We start from the raw sequence: 17511 nt of genomic DNA, 5'->3' as shown, positions 1-17511 counted from the left end.
TCGCGCTACGAGCGCGCCGGGAGCAGGTGGATCGCCTCCATGGCGAGCTCGGCGGCGATCGGGTCCTTCGCGAGGACCGCGTCCTTGAGCTTCGCGAGCTCCGGCAGCACGACGTCGGCGGGGACCAGCTCGGCGAGCTCCGGCACGCGGAGCTTGAACGCGAGCCCGTCCGTCGTCGACCTGCAGAGCTGCTCGAGCGAGGGGTTCCCGCAGTGGTCCGCCCAGAGCGCGTAGATGCCGGCGCCGTCGTGCGCGACCTCGCCCTGGTGCTGGGCTCCCACCTGCGCGGTGACGTCGTCGAGCATCGCGACGACCTTGCGGCGCTGCGCGTCCGTGAACCGCGGGGTGGCGAGCCGTGCGACACCGCCGTAGATGACGCCGAGGGTGCGGTAGGCGTCGAGGAGTTCGTCCTTCGTCGGGGCGGCGACCCGGGTGTACCGGTTCGGCGCCATCTCGATCAGCCCGGCGCGGGCGAGCTCGGCGAGCGCCTCGCGGATCGGGGTGCGGGAGACCCCGAGCCACGCGATGAGGTCGTCGTCGTTCAGCCGTTCGCCGGGCTCGAGGGTGCCGTCCATGATCGCGTCGCGGATCTTGCCCTGCACGGTGTCACGGAGCAGCTTCCGCTCGGCTGCGGGCTGCGTCGATGGGACTGGCATGCGCCCAGCGTGTCACATGTCAGCCACGGGGCGCGACAGGCGCGACGGCCACCACGCGCGACGGCCGAGGTCGACCGCAAGGGCCGGGACCAGCAGTGACCGGACCACGATCGTGTCGAGCAGGACGCCGAACGCCACCACGAACGCGATCTGCACGAGGAACAGGATGGGGATCACGCCGAGGGCCGCGAAGGTCGCCGCGAGGACGATCCCGGCCGAGGTGATCACCCCGCCCGTGACGCCGAGACCGCGCAGCACACCCTCCCGTGGTCCGTGCCGGAGCGCTTCCTCGCGGACCCGGGTCATGAGGAAGATGTTGTAGTCCACGCCCAGTGCCACGAGGAACACGAACGCGTAGAGCGGCACGCTCGGGTCCGCACCGGGGAAGTGCAGGACGTGGTCGAAGACGAGCGCGCCGACGCCGAGCGCTGCCGCGAACGAGACGATGACGCTGCCGATGAGCACGAGCGGTGCGACGACGCTCCGGAGCAGGAGCATCAGGATGAGGAGGATGACGACGAGCACCACCGGGATGATGACGGACCGGTCGCGGATGCCGGTGTCGTTCGTGTCGACGGCCGTCGCGGTCACACCACCCACGATCGCGTCGGGGTCGACGCGCTCGACGGCGGTCCGGAGGTCGCGCACGGTCCGCTCGGCGGCGTCGGAGTCCGCCGGTTCGGACAGCGTGACCTCGAGCAGGACGTCCCCGCGCGAGACGGTCGGGGCGGAGGCCGCGGCTCCGGCGGACGGGCCGGTCCCGCCGCCGGCCACCGGCGTGGTGCCGGACGGCGAGTCCCTCGACGCGGCGACGACCCCGTCCACGCCGTCGACCGCGGTGATCGCCCGCACCAGTGCTCGGCTGTCCGTCTCGGCGCCGATGACCTGCGCCGGGCTGCCGGAGCCGCCGGGGAAGTGCTCGGCGAGCACCTCCTGACCGTCGCGCGCCTGCGAGCTGCCGATGACGAGGTCGCTCTGCGGCACACCGTCGGCCCGCAGCCCGACGAGCCCGGTGCCCATCGCGAGCAGCGCCACGGTGCAGACGATCCACACCGTGCGCGACCGTCGAGCGACGAGGCGTCCGACCCGCGCCCACAGACCACGGGCGTCCGGGCCGGTGACGACGGGGTGCGCGCTGCCGACGACGGGCCGGAGCGGCCAGAACGCAGCGCGACGGAACGCCAGCAGCAGCGCCGGCAGCAGGGTGAGGGCGGCCAGCAGGCTGAAGGCGATGCCGATCGCGGCGACGGGTCCGAGCGCCTTGTTCGAGTTGAGGTCGGAGAGCAACAGGCAGAGCACCCCGACGATGACCGTCCCGCCCGAGGCCAGGATCGGTTCGAGGCTCCCGCGGAGCGCTGCCCGGGTGGCGTCCCAGCCCGTGCGGTGGTCACGCAGCGCCTCGCGGAAGCGCGACACGTAGAGGAGCGCGTAGTCCGTCGCGGCACCGATCACGAGGATCGACAGGATGCCCTGCACCTGCCCGTTCACGGTGACGACGCCGGCCTTCGCGAGCCACCACACGACGAGGATCGACGCACACAGCGCGAAGGTCGCGGTACCGAGAACGAGGACGGGCAGCAGCGGGGAGCGGTAGACGACGATCAGGATCACGAACACCGCGGCGAGCGCCACCCCGAGCAGCAGCCCGTCGATGCCGGCGAACGCGGCGGTCAGGTCCGCGGTGAACCCGGCCGGTCCGGTGACGTGACCCCGCAGCCCGGACGGCAGCGCGTCGTCGACGTCGACCCGGATCGCCGCGACGGCGTCCCCGGTGTCCGCCGACCGGGTCAGCGTCGCCACGATCTCGACCGCCTCGCCGTCCTCGCTCGTGATCACGGGGCTGACGCCCTGCACGTCGTCCCGGGCGCCGAGCCGGTCGGCCAGCGCGGCGGCGGCGGACCGGTCGCCCGCGGTCAGACCGGTGTCCCGCGAGAGCACGACGACGGCAGGGGCACCGGACGCCTGCCGGAACCCGGACGCCCGCTCCTGCACCTTCGTGGCGTCGGCCGAGGCCGGCAGGAACGACGTCTGGTCGTTGGTCGAGACCTCGGAGACCTTGCCGAAGTACGGCCCGCCGACGGCGGCGATCGCGAGCCAGACGACGATGACGAGCGCGGGGAGGACGATGCGGAGGGAGCGGGTCACGGGAGCGAGCGTACTCCGATAGTCAGCATGCTGACTACCTGGCGGGACGTCGGACCACGGCCCGTAGACTCCCGGGATGGACGACGCTCCCGACGGCTGGCCCCTCGGCCGCCTCCTCTCGGCGGCGGCACGGTCCGTCGAGCGGGACTGGGACGAACGGCTGCGGGCGATCGGCCTGCCGCACGCGGCGCTCATCGCCGTCGACATCCTCATCCGGACCGGCCCCACCGGTGCCGACACCCTCGCGCGGACCGCGCGCGTGCAGCCCCAGACGATGTCGCGGACCCTCGAGCGCCTGGAGCGCGACGGCCTGGTCGAGCGCTCCCCCCACCCCGAGGACCGCCGACGGCGCATCGTGACGGTGACGGACCGCGGGCGCGCGGCGTGGGAGACCGCGCGCCACATCGAGCGCGACGTCCTGCCGGACGACCCGGCCCTCCGCGAGGCCCTCGCCGCGGTCCTCGAGCGGGGTCGCCGTCGTCGCGACCCGGAGTGAACGGCCGACGTCGAACTCCTAGCATCTGATATTCCTGATGTCGTAGACTGATCGGGTCGGCGCAGGGCCGGCCCGACCCCAGGAGTCCCCGATGTCCGAACGCCGTGCCGCGCACCACGCCGCCGAAGCACCAGACGCCGCAGCAGACCTGCCGTCCGGGCGCCGGAAGCGTCCACTCCTCGTCGCCCTGGTCGCGACGCTCGGGACCCTCGTGGGCATCGCGGTCGTCGTCGCCGTGGTCGCCAGCGTCTTCGTCGGCGGGCTCGCCCGGAGCTACGACGCCGGCAAGGACGTGATCCCCGAACCGTTCCCCACCGGTCCCCGCCCGGCCCCGACGCACGGCGCCGAGAACGTCCTGCTGATCGGCTCGGACTCCCGGTCGGGCAGCAACCCCGACGGCGACCACCGGACGTTCGACATCGGCGGCCGGTCCGACACCCTGATGCTCGTGCACGTCCCCGCAGACCGACAGGACGTGTTCCTGGTGTCGATCATGCGCGACTCGTGGGTCGAGGTCCCGGGCCACGGGACGGCGAAGATCAACGCGGCGTACGCCTGGGGTGGCGTCCCGCTGACCGTGCAGACCGTCGAGCACCTGCTCGACGTCCGGATCGACCACGTCGCCGAGATCGACTTCGCGGGGTTCGCGGGCATGACCGACGCCCTCGGTGGTGTGACGGTGGATTCCCCCGAGACGTTCGACGCACGGGGACACTCCTTCGCCACCGGGCCGAACCACCTCGACGGCGACGCGGCCCTCGCGTTCGTGCGTGAGCGCTACGCCTTCGCCGACGCCGACCACACCCGCGTGCGCAACCAGCAGGCGTTCATGCGCGGGGTCCTCGAGGGCGTCCTGTCGGAGGGGACGATGACGAACCCGGGCCGCATCCAGGACTTCGTGACCGCGACGAGCAGGTACCTCTCCGTCGACGAGGGGCTCACCTTCCCGACGCTCGTCGACCTGGGCTGGTCCCTGCGCGGCGTCCGGTCCGAGGACCTCACGACCTTCACGCTGCCGACGGCGGGCAGCGGGACCTCGCCGGACGGGCAGTCGATCGTCACCCTCAACACGCTCGCGGTGCAGTCCCTCTCCCAGGCACTCCGGTCCGACGACCTGCCCGGCTGGCTGGAGCGCAACCCCCAGGAGTGAGACGGACAGCAGGACGCCCCCGCGACTCGCGCGTGAGTCACGGGGGCGTCCTGCTGTCGGACCGGTGGACCGGTCAGGCGGGGAGCTGCAGCTTCTGCCCGGCGTAGACGAGGTTCGCGTCGTCGATCGTGGACGTGTTCGCGGCCCAGAGCTTCGTCCAGCCACCGTCGATCCGGAGCTTCGTCGCGATGCTGTCGAGCGTCTCGCCCGACACGATCGTGTACGTCTTGCCGCTCGTCTTCACGGGGGCCGGCTTGGCCGGGGCAGCGGGGGCCGCGGGCGCGGCCGGGGCAGCCGACTCGACCGACCGCTGCGGTGCGGCCGGGGCGCTCGGAGCGCTGCGCTGCGGTGCGGCCTGCGGGGCTGCCTGCTGCGCCGGGGCGGGCGCAGGGGCAGCGGCCTGCGGGGCTGCACCGGCGGTCCCGCTCAGACCGAGCTTCGCGGAGCAGGCGGGCCAGGCACCCCAGCCCTGCGAGGCGAGGACGCGCTCGGCGACGGCGATCTGTGCGCCGCGGCTCGCAGCGGCGGGGTTGCCCGTGCCGCCGTTCGCCTGCCAGGTGCCGAGGGAGAACTGCAGGCCGCCGTAGTAGCCGTTGCCGGTGTTGATGGCCCAGTTGCCGCCGGACTCGCACTGTGCGAGGGCGTCCCAGGTCGAACCGGAGGCCGCGTTGGCCGGGGCGGCCGCGAGGCCGACGCCGGTCGCGGCGATGCCGGCGAACGCCAGGCCACCGACGATGGTGCGGGTGCGGGAAAGCTTCTTCATGTGATTGCTCCACCGGGGTCTCGAGCCGCGTCGAACGCGACGGTCCACTGCCCACCCCGACCGGTCGCGGTCAGTCGTGGGGGTGCGCCACCGGGGGCAGTGGTCATCGGGCCGGTGGCACCTCGGTGCGCAACCATAGGAGGATCTCAACTGTTATCAAACCGAGACAAACGGTTCTACCCATGGGTGCTATGTACCCCGACCGCGAACCTGTACGGCCGGATGCCCGTGCGTGCGGGGATCGCGGCGTACCCGGGTACGCGAACGTGGCAGTTCCCTGGCAATGGCGGCGTCACGCCCGGGACAGCAGGGTGACGGCCTCCAGGTGACCGGTCTGCGGGAACATGTCGAGCACCCGCACGCGACGGAGCCGGAGCGAGGGCATCCGCGCCAGGTCCTTCGCCAAGGTCACCGGGTTGCAGCTCGAGTAGACGACGTGCTCCACGTCGGACGCCTCGAGCCAGGTCGACAGCGCCTCGCCGATCCCCCGACGCGGTGGGTTCACGAGCACGAGTCCCGGCGTCGTGCCGGGTCGGGCGCGGAGGGCGTGCTCGGTCGCGTCGTCCGCGGCGAACCGGACGTCCTGCAGCCCGGCCTCGCGGGCCGACTGCTTCGCCGACCGGATTGCCTCGCGACTGGTCTCGATGCCGGTCACGGCACGACCGGGTCGCGCGGCGTGCAGGGCGAAGCCGCCCACACCGCAGTACAGGTCCCACATGGACGACGGGGAGACCTCGTCGATCCAGGCGGTCGCCTGCGCGTAGAGCTCGGCGGCGACGTGCGTGTTCGTCTGGAAGAAGCTCTGCGGTCGGAGGTGCATCGTCACCGCGCCGAAGCGCATCGGCAGGGTCTCCTGCTCGGTGAGCACGACCTCGCGGTCGCCCTCGGTCACCGCCTTGTGCTCGGGCAGCAGGTTCGCCGTGACCACCACCGCCTCGGGCAGGACGGCCCGGAGCCCGTCGAGGCGTTGTCGGAGCCGCGGGAGCTGCCCCTCCGAACGCAGGACGAAGCGCACCATGAGCTCGCCGTCGGGCGACTCGGTGACGAGCACGAACTTCAGCTCGCCCCGCCGCGCGGCGACGTCGTACGGGATCAGCCCGGTGTCCGCGATGAACTCGGCGAGGACCGGCAGCGCCCGCTGGATCCCGGGGGTGCAGATGCCGCAGTGGCGCAGGTCGACGCCGCGCTGCCGGTGGTCGAGGATGCCGACGGTGGGCTGCTGCACCGTCCCGCCGACCACCATCTTCGCCTTGTTCCGGTACGCCGACTCCGGACTCGTGACGGCCGGGAGCCACGCGACGGCGCCCGGACCACCGGCAGCCTCGACCGCGTCGTGCAGGAGTTCGCGCGTGCGGATCTCCTTGTCGAGGACCTGGTCGGCGTACGGCTGCCCCATGAGCGTGCACGAGCGGCACACCCCGCGGTCGAAGTAGTCGCACTGCATGGCCGAGTCAGGATACGGCAGCCGGCTCCGCCCGTCAGCCCGCGGCGGCGTCCCTGGTGGTCGTCGCGATGCGGTGGATCGACGTCGTCGCGGCGAGGAACAGGGTCGTGCCGTCGTCCCCGCCGAAGCACAGGTTCGCCACCGTCTCCGGGACGGCGATCTCCCCCAGGCGCACGCCGCTCGAGTCGAAGACGACGACGCCGCGGTGCGACGACGACCAGACGTTGCCGTGCACGTCGACACGGATGCCGTCCGGCACGCCCTCGCCCGGTTCGAGCCGCGCGAAGACACGGCCGTTCTTCAGCCGGACGCCGTCGCGGTCGTACGCGCGGATCACCGGTTCGTCCGACGACGAGCTCGCGATGTACAGCACGCGCTCGGACGGGTCGAAGGCCAGGCCGTTCGGCTCGTCGACGTCCACCGCGACCGGGCGGAGGTCCTCGCCGTCGCCGCCGCACGCGAAGACCCAGTGGTCGCCGTACTCGCGGTCGCCCGGGTGGCCCTCGCGCGGCTGCGTGATGCCGTAGGCCGGGTCGGTGAACCAGACGCTGCCGTCCCGCGCCACGACGACGTCGTTCGGCGAGTTCAGCCGGCCGCCGCCCCAGCCGTCGACGATCGGGGTGACGGTGCCGTCCCGGTCGCGTTCGACCCGCCGGTACCCGTGCGAGCACTGCACGACGCTGCCGTCGCGATCCAGGGTCCGACCGTTGGTGAACTCGACCCCCTCGGCGTAGGCGTCGACCGTGCCGGTGTCGGCGTGCCACTGCAGGATCCGGTCGCCGGGGATGTCCGACCAGCGCAGGGTGCGGCTCGCCGGGATCCAGCACGGGCCCTCGGCCCAGGTGCTGCCGGTGGCGATCCGCTCGAGCGCGGTCGGGTCGGGGACGAGGTCGGTGAACGACATGTGCTCTCCTTCGAACGCCTCGACCCTATGCGACGGCGCGGTCGACGATCTCGGTCATCGTCGCTGCGGCTGCGTCGGCGTCACCGCGCACCACCGCGTCGGCGAGCCGGACGTGGAGCCCGACGTCGTGCACGTCGGGCGGGACGTCCGCGCGTTCGTCGAGCGCCCGGGCGACCACCCGTCCCAGCCGGACGAACACCGCGTTGCCGGACAGGGCGAGCACGCTGCGGTGCACCTGCCGGTCGGCCTGGAGGAACGTGGCCGCGTCACCGGCACCGGCCGCGGTGGCGAGACGGTCGGCGGCGGCGAGCAGCGCCTCCCGTCCGTCCCGACCGGTCGCGTCCGACGCGCGCTCGGCCGCCGCCGCGGCCGCCTGCGGTTCGATCGCGCGCCGCAGCGCGCGGAGTTCGTCGAGGGCGCGGAGGCGGTCCGGCCCGGCCAGCCGCCACCCGATGACGAGCGGGTCGGTCGTGTCCCACTCCTCCGGAGGTGCCGCCCGCACGCCGACCCGTCGCCGGGCGGTCACCAGGCCGAGCCCCGCGAGGACGCGGACGGCCTCGCGGACGACGCTCCGACTCGCGCCGGTGCGCGCGACGAGGTCGTCGGTGCTGCGGGCCGTCCCGACCGGGTGCGTGCCGTCGACGACCGCTCGGCCGAGCTCGTCGAGCACGCGGTCGTAGATCACCGCTGTGAGACGGGGCTGACGACGAGCTCGTCGATCCGCACGTGCGCGGGCGACCCCAGGACGAAGGACACGGTCCGGGCGACGTCGTCCGGTTGCAGCATCACCGCGCGGGCGGCCGCGTCCGGCACCGAGGGGCGCTGGTCGAGGAAGTCGGTGGCGACGTCGCCCGGGCAGAGGTGGGTGGCCCGGACGCCGTGCGTCGCCTCCTGCTGGTTCAGCGTCCGGACGACCGAGCCCAGCGCGGTCTTGCTCGCCGAGTAGGCGACCCCGGCACCGGGCTGGAACGACCAGCCCGCGTACGAGGAGACCACGACGACCACGCCGGCGGCGGCACGCAGGGCGGGCAGGGCGGCGTCGATCACCGTGACCACCGCGGTGAGGTTCGTGTCGAGGACCGCCCGGACGTCCGACAGCGCCTGGTCGTCCCACCGACGGGCCGGGGTGTTCAGGCCCGCCGCGAGGACGAGCCCGTCGAGCCGGCCGTGCCGGGCCAGCACCGCGTCCCGGGCGGTGGCGACGGCGTCCGGGTCGGCGGCGTCCAGGGGCAGGACGTCCGCGGAGCCGCCCGCGGACCGGACGTCGGCAGCCACCGCCTCGAGCCGGTCCACCCGGCGCCCGCTCAGGACGACGGTCCAGCCGTCACGCGCTGCCGCCCGGGCGCTCGCGGCCCCCATCCCGCTGCCGCCACCGGTGATCCACAGCACTCGCTCGTCTGTCATGGCGGAATAGTATGCCGATTGCGGTCGCCGACGATCCGACGTCGGGATGCCGCCCCGACGGACGGAGCCCCGATGCACCTCGACCTCACCGACCGCGTGGTCGTCGTCACCGGCGCCGCGCGCGGCATCGGACACCGGATCGCCGAGCGCTTCGCCGCCGAGGGGGCACGTGTCGTCGCCCTCGACCTGGCGTTCGAGCAGGACCCGCCGTTCGGGCACGTCCGGTGCGACGTCGCCGATCCCGCGTCCGTCCGGGCGGCCGTCGACGAGGTCGTCGCCCGCCACGGGACGATCGACGTGCTCGTGAACAACGCGGGCATCAACGTCGAGGGTGCGGTCGCCGACCTCGGGTGGGACGACTGGCGTCGCTGCATGGACGTCAACCTCGGCGGCACGTTCCTGATGAGCCAGGCCGTCGCACCCGTGATGCAGGCAGCGCGTCGTGGGCGGATCATCAACGCCGCCTCGTTCGCCGCGATCGTGCCGAGCGTCGGCAGCGCCGCGTACGCGGCGTCGAAGTCCGCCGTCGTCGCGTTCACCCGCGTGCTCGCCTCGGAGCTCGGGCCGTGGGACATCACCGTGAACGCGTACGCGCCCGGCATGGTGCCGACGGCGATGAACGGCTTCGCGACGATGCCCACCGATGCGCAGGACCGGCTGCTCGACACCCTGTCGCTCCGCCGGTGGGAGACCCCGGACGACGTCGCCGACCTGCTCGTGTTCCTGGCGAGCGACGCAGCTGGCTACGTCACCGGGACGCTGCTCGACGTCTCCGGGGGCAAGCTCGCGACGCAGATCCCGTCGCGGGCCCACGGTCGCTGAGCCCTGCGGGCAGGCTGTCCGCCCACACAGGTTCCGTACGGGTGCCTCTCCGTAGGCTGTGAGGACCCAGTGAGCCGGACTGCCGCCCGACCCCGAGGAGGTGCCCGATGGTCTCCGTCCTCGTCGCGTTCGCGATCGTCGCCCTGATCGTCCCCACCCTGACCCCCCTGCTCGGGCGTCGTGTCTTCTACCTCGCCGCCCTCGCGCCAGCCGCCGCCGCGGTCCTGACGCTCGTGCAGACGGACCGTGCCCTGCACGGCGGGGTCACCGAGCGCTCCACCTGGGTGCCGCAGCTCGACCTCGCGATCGCCCTGCGGATGGACGCCCTGTCGTGGGTGCTCGCACTCGTCGTCTCCGTCGTGGGGGCCCTGGTCCTCGTGTACTGCGCGTCGTACTTCGAGCCGCGCGAGCCCGGCCTCGGTCGGTTCGCCGGCGTCCTGACCGCGTTCGCGGGGTCGATGTACGGCTTGGTCGTGGCCGATGACGTCATCGTGCTCTTCGTCCTGTGGGAGGCCACGACGGTCTTCTCCTACCTGCTCATCGGGCACGACGCGGCGAAGCGCGCGAGCCGTGCGGCCGCCATGCAGGCGCTCGTGGTGACCACCGCCGGCGGCCTCGCGATGCTCGCCGGTCTCGTCGTGCTGTCCGTCACCGCCGGCACGACGTCGCTCTCGGGGATCGTCGCCGACCCGCCGTCGGGCACGGTCGTCTCCGTGTCGGTGGTCCTCGTGCTGCTCGGCGCCCTGACGAAGTCCGCGATCGTCCCGTTCCACTTCTGGCTGCCCGCGGCGATGGCCGCCCCGACGCCCGTCAGCGCCTACCTGCACGCCGCGGCGATGGTGAAGGCCGGCATCTACCTGGTCGCGCGGCTCGCCCCGGCGTTCGCGCTCCTCGAGGGCTGGCGCGAGACCATCACCGTCCTCGGCGTCCTCGGCATGCTGATCGGCGGGTACCGGGCGCTCCGGCAGACCGACCTCAAGCTCCTGCTGGCCTACGGCACGGTCGCACAGCTCGGGTTCCTCGTGCTCGCCGCCGGCTGGGGCGCACCGGCGGTGGCGCTCGGCGGCGTGGCCCTGCTCGTGGCGCACGCGGCCTTCAAGTCGACCCTGTTCCTCGTCGTCGGGGCGGTCGACCACGTCACGGGCACCCGCGACCTCTCGCGGTTGAGCGGACTCGGGCGGCGGCGGCCGTGGCTCGCCGTGGTGGCCGTCCTCGCGCTCCTGTCGATGGCGGGCATCCCGCCGACGTTCGGCTTCGTCGCGAAGGAGGCCGTGCTCACCGGGTTCGTCGAGTCCCTGCACGGCCCGGACGCCGGCTGGGCGTGGGTCGCGCTCGTCGGCGTGACGCTCGGCTCGGTCCTCACCGTGGCCTACTCGCTCCGGTTCCTCTGGGGCGCCTTCGCCCGGAAGCCCGGCGTCGACGAGACGACCCCGCACGGCCTGCACGGCCTCGGCGTGGTGCCCTCCGTCCTGGCGCTGACCGGACTCGCGCTCGGACTGCTCACCCCGTTCGTCGCCCACGGCGTCGAACCCGCCGCCACCGCCGCCGCCCTGTCCGACGCGGAGGTCCCGCACCTCGCGCTCTGGCACGGCCTCGAGCCGGCGCTGGGGCTCTCCGCGGTGACGCTGGCCGGCGGTGTCGCGCTGTTCGTGCTGCGGCGCCCGGTGGAAGCGCTGCAGCACCGGCTCGCGGGGTCCCCGAGCGCGTCCGGGACGTACCGGCGCCTCATGCGCGGCCTGGACCGGGTCGCCACCGGGCTGACCGCGGGCGTCCAGCGCGGTTCGCTCCCCTACTACCTGACGGTCATCCTGTCGGTCTTCGTCGCCGGGGCGCTCGTGAACCTGGCGGTCGGCGGCCCCTGGGCGTTCCACGTCCGGTTCGCCGACTCCTGGGGGCAGGTCCCCGTCGTGCTGGTGATGTCGGTCGCCGCGATCGCCGTCCTCACCGCGAAGACCCGGTTCGCCGCCGCCGTCCTGGTCGGGGTGACCGGCTACGGCATGTCCGTGCTGTTCATCCTGCACGGCGCCGTCGACCTCGCCCTGACGCAGATGGTCGTCGAGACGGTGACGCTCATCGCGTTCGTCCTCGTGCTCCGTCGGCTCCCCCCGCGGATCGCCACGACCAACCCGTCCCGCTTCCGGGTGGTCCGCGCACTCTTCGCCGGGCTCGCCGGGCTGACCCTCGCGGTCGTCGTGGTGGTCGCCGCCTCCGCACGGACCGCCGAGCCGCTCTGGCCGGACCTGCCCGCGCTGACGAGCTCGTTCGGGCACGGCCTCAACGTGGTGAACGTGGCGCTCGTCGACCTCCGTGGCTGGGACACCCTCGGTGAGCTGACGGTCGTGGTCGCCGCCGCCACCGGTGTGGCCAGCCTCATCTTCGTGAACTCGCGCGAGGACACGCTCCCCCGGCTCCGCGACCTCCCCGCGACCGTGGCGGGCGACGGACACCGGCGGGACGGCGAACCCCGGGCCTGGCTGCCCACGAGCGCGGCGATCCCGACCGGTCGGTCCGCCCTGCTCGACGTGGTCGTCCGGCTGCTGTTCCACGGGCTCGTGGTGCTGTCGGTGTACCTGCTCTTCGCCGGGCACAACGCGGCCGGCGGCGGCTTCGCGGGTGGCCTCGTCGCGGGGATCGCGCTCGCTGCCCGCTACCTCGCCGGCGGCCCGGCCGAGCTCGGCGCCGCCGCTCCGGTCCGTGCCGGCCGGCTGCTGGGGCTGGGCGTCGCCACGGCGGCCGTCACGGCGATCGTCCCGCTGTTCTTCGGCAAGGACGCCCTGTACTCGGAGTTCTTCGAGGCGACGGTCCCCGTCCTCGGGCACGTCGAGTTCGTCACCGCGACGTTCTTCGACATCGGGGTCTACCTCGTCGTCGTCGGCCTCGTGCTGGACGTCCTCCGCAGTCTCGGCGCCGAGGTGGACCGCCAACGCCTCGAGGACGCCTCCACCCCGACCCGCGACACCACCGAGTCGTCGCCGGCGGACGTCACGCACGCACCGACCCCGGAGGGGAGCGCCACATGACCGTCACCCTGGTCCTCGTCATCGCGATGGCTGTGCTGTTCTCGTGTGGGGTGTACCTGCTGCTCGAACGCTCGCTGACCCGCATGCTGCTCGGCTTCCTGCTGCTCGGCAACGCACTCAACCTGCTCCTCCTGACGATGTCGGGGGCTGCGGGGAAGCCGCCGATCGGGAAGACCTCGGAGGGCATCACCGACCCGCTCCCGCAGGCGTTCGCCCTCACCGCGATCGTGATCACGTTCGCCGTCAGCGCGTTCCTGCTCGCCCTCATCCACCGCTCCTGGAAGCTCTCCCGCGCCGACGAGGTCGAGGTCGACGAGGCCGACCGCGCGATCGGTCGGCACCGCGACGACCCCGCCGACGAGGACCCGGAGACCACCACCGACGCCGAACAGGAGGCGACCCGATGACCTGGCTCGTCCCGCTCCTCGTCCTCGTCCCACTGCTCGGCGCCGCCGTCGCGCTCGGGCTCCTGCGCCACCAACGGCTCCAGCGCGCGATCACCGTCGTGGTCCTCGTGGTGGCCCTGGCCGTCGCCGCGACGCTCATGGTCCTGGTCGACCAGCACGGCACCATCGTGGTGCAGGTCGGCGGGTGGCAGGCGCCGTACGGCATCTCCCTCGTCGTCGACCGGCTGAGCGCCCTGCTCCTCACCGTGAGCGCGAGCGTGCTGCTCGTCGTCCTGCTGTTCTCGATCGGTCAGGGGCTCGCGGCCGACGACGGCGAGGCACCGGTCACGATCTTCTACCCGACGTACCTCGTGCTGGCGGCGGGCGTGCTCGACTCGTTCATCGCCGGCGACCTGTTCAACCTCTACGTCGCGTTCGAGATGCTGCTCGTCGCGAGCTACGTGCTCATCACGCTGGGCGGCAGCGAGCAGCGGGTCCGGGCCGGCACGACGTACATCGTCACGAGCCTCATCGCGTCGGCGATCTTCCTCGCGGCGATCGGTCTGGTGTACGGCGCGACCGGCACCGTCAACATCGCCCAGATCAGCGAGCGGGTGGCGGAGCTGCCCGAGCACGTGCAGCTCCTGCTCCACACGATGCTGCTCATCGGCTTCGGCATCAAGGCCGCGGTCTTCCCGCTGGCGTTCTGGCTGCCGGACTCGTACCCGACCGCCCCGGCCCCGGTGACGGCGGTGTTCGCGGGCCTCCTGACGAAGGTCGGCATCTACGCGATCATCCGGCTCGAGACGATCATCTTCCCCCGACCGCAGCTGAACACCGTCCTGCTGGTCGTGGCGGTGCTCACCATGGTGGTGGGGGTGCTCGGCGCCGTGTCCCAGACGGACGTGAAACGCCTGCTGTCCTTCACGCTCATCAGCCACATCGGCTTCATGGTGATGGGCGTCGGCCTCGGGTCGGTCGTCGGCACCGCCGCCGCGGTCTTCTACACGGTGCACCACATCGTCGTGCAGACGACGCTGTTCCTGGTGTCGGGGCTGATGGAACGCGTCGGCGGCACCACCTCGACCCGATCGCTCGGCGGGTTGCTGAAGGCCGCGCCGCTGCTCGCCGCGCTCTACCTGGTCCCCGCGTTCAACCTCGGTGGGATCCCACCGTTCTCGGGCTTCATCGGCAAGCTCGGCCTGTTCCGGGCAGCCGCCGAGGACGGCTCCCCACTGGCGTACGTCACCATCGGCGCCGGGGTCGTCACGAGCCTCCTCACCCTGTACGCGCTCATGCGCGTCTGGGACGCCGCCTTCTGGCGGCCGAAGCCGGCCGCCGAGGCGGCGGCGCCGCACGCCAGCGTCGCGGAGCCGCACGCCGACCTGCGGTCGCCGGAACCCGCGCCCCTCACCGTGTCGGAGGAGACGGGCAAGGCCTTCCACCCGGGAGGCTCGGTGACGGTCACCGACGCACCACACGCCACCCGCGCCTCCCGTCCGGAGACCGCACCCACGCCCACGCAGGGCGGCGTCGGCGAGGCGCCCGAGCGTGTGCGGCTGCCGCGGATGCTCGTCGGCGTGACGACCGTCGCGGTCCTCGGGTCCGTCGCGCTCACGGTCGTCGCCGGTCCGCTGTACGGCTACGCGACCCGGGCCGCGGAGTCGCTGGAGTCCCCCGACCGCTACGTGCAGGCCGTCCTCGGGGGGACGCGGTGACCGCCGGCAGCACGCGGCGCACCGCGAACGCCCGCCGGATCGTCGTCGCGTGGCGGTACGACGTGCCACTGGTGGCCGGGCTGACCGTCCTGTGGGCGCTGCTCTGGGGGTCGTGGACGCCGCTGACGCTGCTCTGCGGGGTCGTCGTCGCCCTGCTCGTGACGCAGGCGCTCCCGCTGCCCCCGGTGCCGCTGTCCACCCGGTTCTCGGTGCTCCACGCCGCCTGGTTCCTGGTGGTGTGGTCCGGGCTCGTGGTCGTGGCCTCCTTCCGGGTCGCCTGGGTCGCGCTGCGGCCGCGCGGCGTCCGACGCAGTTCCATCGCCCTCGTGCAGTTGCACACCACGTCGGAGATGACCTTCACCCTGGCGACGCTCGCGATCTCGCTCGTGCCCGGCTCGTACGTCGCCGACGTCGACCTGCGTCGCCGCCGCCTGCTGCTGCACGTGCTCGACACGGAACGTGCCGAGCAGGTCGAGGCCGCGCGCCGGGAGGCCCTCGGCATCGAGACGCTGGTCATCCGGGCGCTGGGCTCGAAGCAGGACGTCTCGGAGCTGTCCGGTCCGCGGCCGGAGGTGGCCCGGTGAGCGCCGCGGTGGTCGTCGCCGCGGTCGGCATCGCACTCGTCCTCGCCCTGCTCGGGACGGCGCTCGGCCTCGCGGTGTCCCGCATCGTGCGCGGTCCGACGATCCTCGACCGGATGATCGGGTCGGACATGGTCCTGACCACGGCCCTGATCGTGATCGCTGCCGCGATGGTGGTCCGGCAGGACCTCTCCGGCATCCCCGTGCTCGTCGTCATCGCGGCGACGAGCGTCTTCGCGACGATCGCCGTCGCGCGGGCCGTCACGCCGTCCTCGGACCCGTCGGACGAGGGCCTGACCGCGACCACGCCGGAACACGCGTCCGAGGAGGACCGCTCGTGATCGACACCATCCAGGGCTTCGTCGACGGCGCCGGCGTGCGGGCGTGGATCGCGCTCGGGCTGCTGCTCGTCGCAGCCGTCCTGTCGCTCGGCGCCGGCGTCGGCATCGTGCGCTTCCCCGACCCGCTCGTCCGGCTGCACGCGATGGCGAAGCCGCAGGTGCTCGGGCTGGCGTTCGCACTCGCCGCGATCGTCGTCGCCGTCTGGACGTGGACGGCGCTGTGGGTGGTGCTGCCGATCATGGTGTTCCAGCTGTTCCTGGTCCCGGTGTCGACGCACATGATCGCGCGCGCGGGTCTGCGGTCGGACGACCTGCGGCACGAGGACCTGCTGGTCGACGACACCGAGTCCTGACCGCGGCGCTCGTGCGGACGCGGTCGCCGGCGATCAGGCCGCCGCGCGACGCGACAGCAGCAGGTCGACCACGGCGGCGAGCACCACGACCGCCGCGGCGAGCGCCGGCAGCAGCATCGCCACCGCGGCCCCGTGGTGCTCCGCCACGTCGCCCGTCACGGCCGCGGCGACCGACTGCCCGACGATCACCGCGGAGCCCAGGATCGTCATGGTCGTCGCTGAGCGGCCGATCGGGGCGCGGTCCGAGCCGAGGCTGTACTGCGCGACGAGCGTCGGGCCGATGCCGATGCCCATCACGGCGAGCACGACACCGACCGCGAGGACCGAGCCGGCCTGCGAGAACGCGACGGCCCCGCCGAGCAGGACGACGCCGAACACGAGCCAGCGCCAGCCCAGGGCGAACCCGCGGGGGAAGGCCGCCGAGCCGAGGGCCAGCCCGGCCGAACCGATGCCCATCAGGCCGTAGAGGAGCCCGGCCTGGGCGGGTTCGCCGTGCGTCTCCATGAAGGCGGTGAGCGACGTCAGCGTCGACCCGAAGAACAGCCCGACACCGAGGATCCCGACGACCACGACGACGAGCCGGGGCCGGAGGAGCTCCCGCGCGGGCGCGGACGGGCGGTCCTCGCGGGTACCGACCGCGAGCCTGCCGGTCGGGTGCAGGGCGAAGGCGGTGACGAACACGAACGTCAGGAGCGAGGCGCCGGCGACCGCCACCCAGGGGGCGATCGCGCTGGCCAGGATCCCGACCAGGAACGGGCCGATGATGAAGACCGTCTCGTCCGCGGCGGACTCGTAGGCCATCGTGCCGCTGGTGACCTGCTCGCGTCGCGCCGGGGCCATGCGCTGCCGGATGATGGCGACCAGTCGCGTGCGGGACATCGGCGCCACCTGGGGCGCGGAGGCACCGATGCAGAACGCCGTGGCGAGCACCGCGAGGTCCGGTGCGGGCCCGGTGACCACGAGCGGGAAGAGGCCGAGCAGCGCCGCGTTGACGAGGCCGACCGGGACGAGCACCCGGCGCTGCCCGAAGCGATCGGCCGCGGCGCCGACCAACGGACCGAACACCGCGGCGCCGATGCCGACCGATGCCGAGTTGACGCCGCCGAGCGCGACCGAGTCCCGTGCAGCGACGACGAGCGTCAGCACGCCGACGACCATCATCGCGAAGGGCAACCGGGCGACGAACGCGATCGGGAAGTACCAGCGTCCGGCGAGGGAGACGAGCGACCGGTCGGCGGACCGGGTGGCCCCGGTGGACGGCGCGGACGGGTCGGGGAGGGTGTGGAGCATGAGGTGTGCCTTCTCGGCCCGCCCGGAACGGTGGGGGG

The 17511-nt window shown here is 73.2% G+C and carries 17 protein-coding genes; 9 read left to right on the top strand and 8 right to left on the bottom strand.

All coding sequences use genetic code 11. From position 1 onward, the window contains the following. Window positions 1–5 precede the first annotated feature (5 nt). Complete coding sequence (locus AAEP86_RS05510; RefSeq protein ID WP_420369535.1) at window positions 6–656, bottom strand: GntR family transcriptional regulator; 651 nt, start codon at window positions 654–656, stop codon at window positions 6–8. Between the two features lie 12 nt (window positions 657–668). Next, a complete protein-coding gene (locus AAEP86_RS05505) occupies window positions 669–2801 on the bottom strand; it encodes an MMPL family transporter (RefSeq protein WP_420369534.1) in 2133 nt (710 codons plus the stop codon). A 76-nt stretch (window positions 2802–2877) separates the two neighbouring features. On the opposite strand from AAEP86_RS05505, the gene AAEP86_RS05500 reads away from it, so the two are divergent. Together AAEP86_RS05500 and AAEP86_RS05495 are read left to right on the top strand one after the other, a co-directional pair. Further along, window positions 2878–3297: a MarR family winged helix-turn-helix transcriptional regulator gene (locus AAEP86_RS05500; RefSeq protein WP_420369533.1), complete on the top strand. Its 420-nt coding sequence runs from the start codon at window positions 2878–2880 to the stop codon at window positions 3295–3297. Between the two features lie 91 nt (window positions 3298–3388). Next, a complete protein-coding gene (locus AAEP86_RS05495) occupies window positions 3389–4447 on the top strand; it encodes an LCP family protein (RefSeq protein ID WP_420369532.1) in 1059 nt (352 codons plus the stop codon). A 73-nt stretch (window positions 4448–4520) separates the two neighbouring features. Here the strand turns inward: AAEP86_RS05495 and AAEP86_RS05490 are convergent, their stop codons facing one another. The 5 genes from AAEP86_RS05490 to AAEP86_RS05470 all read right to left on the bottom strand — a co-directional run bounded on the left by AAEP86_RS05490 (window position 4521) and on the right by AAEP86_RS05470 (window position 8962). After that, window positions 4521–5210, bottom strand: a complete 690-nt coding sequence (locus AAEP86_RS05490; protein WP_420369531.1) for a transglycosylase family protein — start codon at window positions 5208–5210, stop codon at window positions 4521–4523. 292 nt (window positions 5211–5502) lie between these two features. Further along, on the bottom strand, window positions 5503–6654 hold the full coding sequence (gene rlmC / locus AAEP86_RS05485) for a 23S rRNA (uracil(747)-C(5))-methyltransferase RlmC (RefSeq protein WP_420369530.1): 1152 nt from the start codon (window positions 6652–6654) through the stop codon (window positions 5503–5505). Between the two features lie 34 nt (window positions 6655–6688). Beyond that, window positions 6689–7558 (bottom strand): SMP-30/gluconolactonase/LRE family protein, encoded by an 870-nt coding sequence (locus tag AAEP86_RS05480; RefSeq protein ID WP_420369529.1) that lies wholly within the window; start codon window positions 7556–7558, stop codon window positions 6689–6691. Window positions 7559–7583: 25 nt separating this feature from the next. Further along, window positions 7584–8243, bottom strand: a complete 660-nt coding sequence (locus tag AAEP86_RS05475) for a FadR/GntR family transcriptional regulator (RefSeq protein WP_420369528.1) — start codon at window positions 8241–8243, stop codon at window positions 7584–7586. Then, complete coding sequence (locus AAEP86_RS05470; protein WP_420369527.1) at window positions 8240–8962, bottom strand: SDR family oxidoreductase; 723 nt, start codon at window positions 8960–8962, stop codon at window positions 8240–8242. Before AAEP86_RS05470 ends, AAEP86_RS05475 begins: the two co-directional genes overlap by 4 nt. Before the next feature lie 72 nt (window positions 8963–9034). Here AAEP86_RS05470 and AAEP86_RS05465 point away from each other — a divergent pair, with 72 nt between their 5' ends. The 7 genes from AAEP86_RS05465 to AAEP86_RS05435 all read left to right on the top strand — a co-directional run bounded on the left by AAEP86_RS05465 (window position 9035) and on the right by AAEP86_RS05435 (window position 16183). Next, window positions 9035–9784: an SDR family NAD(P)-dependent oxidoreductase gene (locus AAEP86_RS05465; protein ID WP_420369526.1), complete on the top strand. Its 750-nt coding sequence runs from the start codon at window positions 9035–9037 to the stop codon at window positions 9782–9784. Window positions 9785–9891: 107 nt separating this feature from the next. After that, on the top strand, window positions 9892–12804 hold the full coding sequence (locus AAEP86_RS05460; protein WP_420369525.1) for a Na+/H+ antiporter subunit A: 2913 nt from the start codon (window positions 9892–9894) through the stop codon (window positions 12802–12804). Continuing rightward, a complete protein-coding gene (locus AAEP86_RS05455) occupies window positions 12801–13211 on the top strand; it encodes a Na(+)/H(+) antiporter subunit C (RefSeq protein WP_420369524.1) in 411 nt (136 codons plus the stop codon). The genes AAEP86_RS05460 and AAEP86_RS05455 overlap by 4 nt, the downstream gene beginning before the upstream one ends. Then, complete coding sequence (locus AAEP86_RS05450) at window positions 13208–14908, top strand: Na+/H+ antiporter subunit D (protein ID WP_420369523.1); 1701 nt, start codon at window positions 13208–13210, stop codon at window positions 14906–14908. Before AAEP86_RS05455 ends, AAEP86_RS05450 begins: the two co-directional genes overlap by 4 nt. Then, entirely contained in the window at window positions 14905–15492 is a 588-nt protein-coding gene (locus tag AAEP86_RS05445; protein ID WP_420369522.1) for a Na+/H+ antiporter subunit E, read from the top strand. Before AAEP86_RS05450 ends, AAEP86_RS05445 begins: the two co-directional genes overlap by 4 nt. Continuing rightward, entirely contained in the window at window positions 15489–15830 is a 342-nt protein-coding gene (locus AAEP86_RS05440; protein WP_420369521.1) for a sodium:proton antiporter, read from the top strand. The genes AAEP86_RS05445 and AAEP86_RS05440 overlap by 4 nt, the downstream gene beginning before the upstream one ends. Then, on the top strand, window positions 15827–16183 hold the full coding sequence (locus tag AAEP86_RS05435) for a cation:proton antiporter (protein ID WP_420369520.1): 357 nt from the start codon (window positions 15827–15829) through the stop codon (window positions 16181–16183). Before AAEP86_RS05440 ends, AAEP86_RS05435 begins: the two co-directional genes overlap by 4 nt. 33 nt (window positions 16184–16216) lie before the next feature. Here the strand turns inward: AAEP86_RS05435 and AAEP86_RS05430 are convergent, their stop codons facing one another. Beyond that, complete coding sequence (locus AAEP86_RS05430; RefSeq protein WP_420369519.1) at window positions 16217–17473, bottom strand: MFS transporter; 1257 nt, start codon at window positions 17471–17473, stop codon at window positions 16217–16219. Window positions 17474–17511 lie beyond the last annotated feature (38 nt).

Origin of the sequence: Curtobacterium sp. L1-20 (genome assembly GCF_048755855.1) — a bacterium.
Lineage (GTDB): Bacteria > Actinomycetota > Actinomycetes > Actinomycetales > Microbacteriaceae > Curtobacterium.
The sequence above is the reverse complement of the archived record's forward strand: the minus strand, read 5'-3'. Positions and strand labels throughout refer to the sequence as shown.

Excerpts from the sequence above, each read along its gene's own strand:
- AAEP86_RS05510 (WP_420369535.1), bottom strand. The coding sequence starts at position 656 with ATGCCAGTCCCATCGACGCAGCCCGCAGCCGAGCGGAAGCTGCTCCGT.
- AAEP86_RS05500 (WP_420369533.1), top strand. The coding sequence starts at position 2,878 with ATGGACGACGCTCCCGACGGCTGGCCCCTCGGCCGCCTCCTCTCGGCG.
- AAEP86_RS05495 (WP_420369532.1), top strand. The coding sequence starts at position 3,389 with ATGTCCGAACGCCGTGCCGCGCACCACGCCGCCGAAGCACCAGACGCC.
- AAEP86_RS05490 (WP_420369531.1), bottom strand. The coding sequence starts at position 5,210 with ATGAAGAAGCTTTCCCGCACCCGCACCATCGTCGGTGGCCTGGCGTTC.
- rlmC (WP_420369530.1), bottom strand. The coding sequence starts at position 6,654 with ATGCAGTGCGACTACTTCGACCGCGGGGTGTGCCGCTCGTGCACGCTC.
- AAEP86_RS05480 (WP_420369529.1), bottom strand. The coding sequence starts at position 7,558 with ATGTCGTTCACCGACCTCGTCCCCGACCCGACCGCGCTCGAGCGGATC.
- AAEP86_RS05470 (WP_420369527.1), bottom strand. The coding sequence starts at position 8,962 with ATGACAGACGAGCGAGTGCTGTGGATCACCGGTGGCGGCAGCGGGATG.
- AAEP86_RS05465 (WP_420369526.1), top strand. The coding sequence starts at position 9,035 with ATGCACCTCGACCTCACCGACCGCGTGGTCGTCGTCACCGGCGCCGCG.
- AAEP86_RS05460 (WP_420369525.1), top strand. The coding sequence starts at position 9,892 with ATGGTCTCCGTCCTCGTCGCGTTCGCGATCGTCGCCCTGATCGTCCCC.
- AAEP86_RS05455 (WP_420369524.1), top strand. The coding sequence starts at position 12,801 with ATGACCGTCACCCTGGTCCTCGTCATCGCGATGGCTGTGCTGTTCTCG.
- AAEP86_RS05450 (WP_420369523.1), top strand. The coding sequence starts at position 13,208 with ATGACCTGGCTCGTCCCGCTCCTCGTCCTCGTCCCACTGCTCGGCGCC.
- AAEP86_RS05430 (WP_420369519.1), bottom strand. The coding sequence starts at position 17,473 with ATGCTCCACACCCTCCCCGACCCGTCCGCGCCGTCCACCGGGGCCACC.